General features: G+C 50.2%; 4 protein-coding genes and 1 pseudogene. 4 read left to right on the top strand and 1 reads right to left on the bottom strand.

Going from position 1 to position 3,892, the window contains the following annotated elements; genetic code table 11:
• Positions 1-554: 554 nt before the first annotated feature.
• The 4 genes from IBX50_RS18255 to IBX50_RS18240 all read left to right on the top strand — a co-directional run bounded on the left by IBX50_RS18255 (position 555) and on the right by IBX50_RS18240 (position 3,120).
• A complete protein-coding gene (locus tag IBX50_RS18255; protein WP_292257829.1) occupies positions 555-722 on the top strand; it encodes a hypothetical protein in 168 nt (55 codons plus the stop codon).
• A 246-nt stretch (positions 723-968) separates the two neighbouring features.
• Entirely contained in the window at positions 969-1,223 is a 255-nt protein-coding gene (locus tag IBX50_RS18250) for a hypothetical protein (RefSeq protein WP_292257828.1), read from the top strand.
• 14 nt (positions 1,224-1,237) lie between these two features.
• The gene (locus tag IBX50_RS18245) at positions 1,238-2,401 is read left to right on the top strand and encodes an ATP-binding protein (protein ID WP_292257827.1); all 1,164 of its coding nucleotides are present in this window, start codon (positions 1,238-1,240) and stop codon (positions 2,399-2,401) included.
• Positions 2,402-2,487: 86 nt separating this feature from the next.
• The gene (locus IBX50_RS18240) at positions 2,488-3,120 is read left to right on the top strand and encodes a hypothetical protein (protein ID WP_292257826.1); all 633 of its coding nucleotides are present in this window, start codon (positions 2,488-2,490) and stop codon (positions 3,118-3,120) included.
• Between the two features lie 372 nt (positions 3,121-3,492).
• On the opposite strand, the pseudogene IBX50_RS18235 reads toward IBX50_RS18240, so the two are convergent.
• Positions 3,493-3,804, bottom strand: a pseudogene (locus IBX50_RS18235) (prephenate dehydratase domain-containing protein); the annotation flags it as partial.
• Positions 3,805-3,892: the final 88 nt, after the last annotated feature.

The following is a 3,892-nucleotide window of genomic DNA, read 5'->3' as shown; positions in this document are numbered from 1 at the left end:
AGATGCGGAATCCAGGTGGCTGCATCCTTGGCGGGACCTGCGTTGCCTTCACGCACCAGAAGCGCACCGGCATCGCTGCTGTTGGCTTGGTTGCTGAGCGAAAGATTTACGGAGGCATTGAATGAGGTTTTCATGGTGGTATAGTTTCACCCGTGGCGGTGGTGGTTGAGACAAACCGTTCTTGCCGGAACACGTTATATTTCAACAGCATACCAAAGCCACACCCACTTTTCAGCTATTTTTCATGAATAAGGCAGGATCAAGCAATCTAGACGTATAAGGCACTGCTGTCGGACGGTGTACTTGCCCCATTTTAGTGGGGCAAGATCTCTGTTTTTCCGCTTCGCCCAAATTAACCGCAAATGCGGGCGTTCGTCATCAGTGAAAAACCGTTGCTGCGTTTGTGATTTCGTCATCGTCGTCATCAGAACCCGCAACCAGCAGCATCAACACTGATTTTGAACCTTTCCTGCGCTTGAGCTGCCTTCGGGTGGCTCTTTTTTGTGGCCGGAAAAGCCGGCACACCTACCGCAAGAGCACATAGAGGAATCACGATGATAATCGTACTTATTTCTGCAGCCATCATTATTGCCTATCACCCACCACCTTCTCCTTGGTTTTTTGTCGGTGTTCTTATGGCTGTTTTCTACGGAACGATGAAGATGATTGATGAAAAACAAGCCAAGCAAGATCCAAGCAGCAGAGATGACTCAGAGCGGTAAAGGTTAACGATGACCACGCATTTTTCTGCAGCCACGCTCTTACTGAAAGCCTCACAGGATGCGCGTAGAATAAGGCCAACTCCACCTTAAACCTACTCGGAATCTAATGGTTTTGAAAAGCGCCAGCCAAAGCTTCAGTTATGACAGTGACCTGATCGGGGGCGGCCTGATGGTTCGGGAAAGCCGCCTGATAGCGGGGTTGCTAGTGAGCGGCATTCAGCCTGGTCATCCTGGCTGGCAACGCGCATGAGCAACTACATCCAAAAACTAGATGAAGACAAAGACAACGCCAGCTCCACCACCGAAGCCAAACGCATCGAAAAAGAACTGGCGCACCTGCAAAAACAACTGCACGAACTCAACCAGTTTGATGAAAAACTGCGCCACTACGCCGACCAGCGCATCCAGCTGGATCTCGATGATGGCGTAAAGGTCAACTACGGCAAATTTGGTGACCTGCTCGCGAATGTGAAGGAAGTCACTGGTGAGAAATCAGATTAAGTGGAGCCAAAACAATGATTAAGCGCATCAAGGTCAACAACTTCAAATCCTTGGTGGACTTTGAGCTGCCGCTGGCACCGCTGACCTGCCTAGTCGGCTTAAATGGCGCAGGCAAGTCTACGGTACTGCAAGCCATCGATTTTTTGGCTCAGCTAATGCACGGCGATTTGAAAGGTTGGCTGAATGAGCGTCAATGGCAAGCCGCTGATATCAACTCGCGTTTATCCAATCGCTCTAATGTCAGCTTCTCGCTCTTGCTGGAGTTACCTGGTGGCGAAGAGCTGGCCTGGCAAGGCAGTTTCAACCGCCAGTCTTTGCGATGCACCTCTGAAAAAATCAGCCTAGGAAGACAGCTTCTGCTGAGAGTGGCGGATGGGGAATGCCATCTCAAGGCACCGGGCAATGCAGGAAAGGAGCAGTTTCCAGTGGTTTTTGAGTATGAAGGCTCAATCTTGTCTCAACTGAAAGGCAATCAGCTCAATCCACTGCTGACTGCTTTTCGTGAAGAAGTGAAAAAAGTTCGCTCCCTGGATCTGCTTTCGCCCGAGCTGCTTCGCTTAAAAACCCGCGCCGCTGAAGGACACCTGGGTTTGGGTGGTCAGCGCCTGTCGGCTTATCTCCATGAGTTGGGTGCCCAGGGGCAGAGCGATCTGCGCCAGCGTTTAGCGCCGGTCTATCAACAATTACAACGCATAGAGACACGCTCACTTAAATCCGGCTGGAAGCAACTGGAGATCCATGAGCAGTTTGGTGGCCAAACCCTGATTACCCCAGCACGGCACATCAATGATGGTCTGCTGCGCCTGATGGCGGTCTTATCACAGTTGGCTTCGGACGAGCACTTTTTGCTGTTTGATGAGATTGAAAACGGCATCAACCCAGAGCTGGTCGAGTTCCTGGTCGATGCACTGGTCAATAGCGAGCATCAAATTCTAGTCACTACCCATAGCCCTTTGATTCTGAATTATCTGGATGATGAAACGGCTAAGGCCGGTGTGATTTATCTGTATAAAAACGCGCAGGGATCAACCAGCGCCATCCCGTTATTTTCCATTCCTTCCATGCAGGAAAAACTGACGGTACTCGGGCCGGGTGAGGCTTTTGTGGATACTGAGTTGCAGCAGCTGAACCAGGAAATCCTGCGGCTGGCAGAAGAGGGAAGCCTGCCATGCGCCTGATGCTCAGTGGAGAAGGTGCCAGTGATTTTGGCCGCTGCGAACCAGAAGCTGATTTCTGTGACGGTGATCGTATTCAGGCTGGCCCCTTGGCCTGGCTGGTTGATCAGTATGTTGAGCATTTTCAAGGCTACGAGTTTTCGCATCTTGCCAGCGATCTGGTGACCTTGGTCAGCAAAAGCTACTTGACTGCCTTTGGTAAAGGGCAGGTTACAAAAGGCAAGCGGATGTCCCTACCTGGCAAGAAAAAAGGTAAGGAAACCGCTTACTACTTCAAAAATGCTGCCGCCCTGGCCAAGTTAGCAAAGCAGTTCGCTGAGGAAGCAAATGATCGTGTAGTCGCTATTTTGTTTCGGGATAGTGATGGCACCGCCTCTGCCGACAGGGGCGACTGGCAGAAAAAGCTGGAATCCATGCAATACGGCTTTGCCAGTGAGCATTTCAGTGATGGCATTGGCATGTTGGCTAAACCTAAATCCGAAGCCTGGCTCTTGTGTGCCTTAAAGCCCGACAATCCTTATCAGCACTGCGCTCAACTGGAAGAAGCCTCTGGCAATGACCGCAGCCCCAACTCTTTGAAAGACCAGCTCGCTGAAATCTTGGGCGAAGAGCCAACGGCAACAATCCTTGCAGAAAAGGTGAAAAGCCGTGAAATCGATGTGCTTCAGATAGACATGCCCTCCCTGAATGCTTTTAAACAAGAGCTTAAAGCCCGGATATGAAAAAACAACAATCCCACCCCTTTATACAGGCACTGAACAAGCTTCTACTGGCCGAAGACTACGAGAAAATTGTCCGCTTAACGCGAAGTCGAAAAATACCAGAACTGGTGTGAAGAGCATTACCCTGGTACGACAAAATACTACCTACTGTTAGATAGCTACGAAAAGAAACACGATGTTTCCGATAGCTGGGTGCAACTCAATGATGACTGGTTGATTCAAGGGATGCAAAATCTGCTGGGCAGGGATCAGTTGCCGCACTATATTGAGCAGCAATTCAAAGACCTGTTGGATTATGTGTTTGCTGACTGGAGTGAAAACCACGACCCAGCCTATAAGCAAATGAGTGATGTGTTATTGCAGTTTGTTCAACAGCATCACCCGCTCCACACCGGGATAGTGGGCATCCAGCCATTTGCGACACTGAGCCAAGGAAGATGCATGGGAGTAGATGGTGGAAATCTTATCCGGACGGGTGTTTTCACCGACCAGCAGGTGCTGATGAATGCGCAATACCACTTCACCATTGATTTGCAGCCCTGAATCCATAAAACTGTCCAGGGTATGGCTGATCACGCCTTCGGTGGAGTTTTCAATCGGCACCACACCAAAGTCCACACCACCCGCTTCCACTTCACGGAAGACTTCATCAATGGCCTCCATGGGCACACTGATCGCCGAATGGTAACCGCACCATAAACCCCATCTATCCAACACCCTGAAGTCTTTGCAAACTGAACCTCTCATTTTCAGGAGGTTCGTATGCAACATC

Source organism: Marinospirillum sp., from assembly GCF_014859565.1.
Note: the sequence above shows the minus strand (reverse complement) of the source record. Positions and strands in the feature narration are given on the sequence as shown.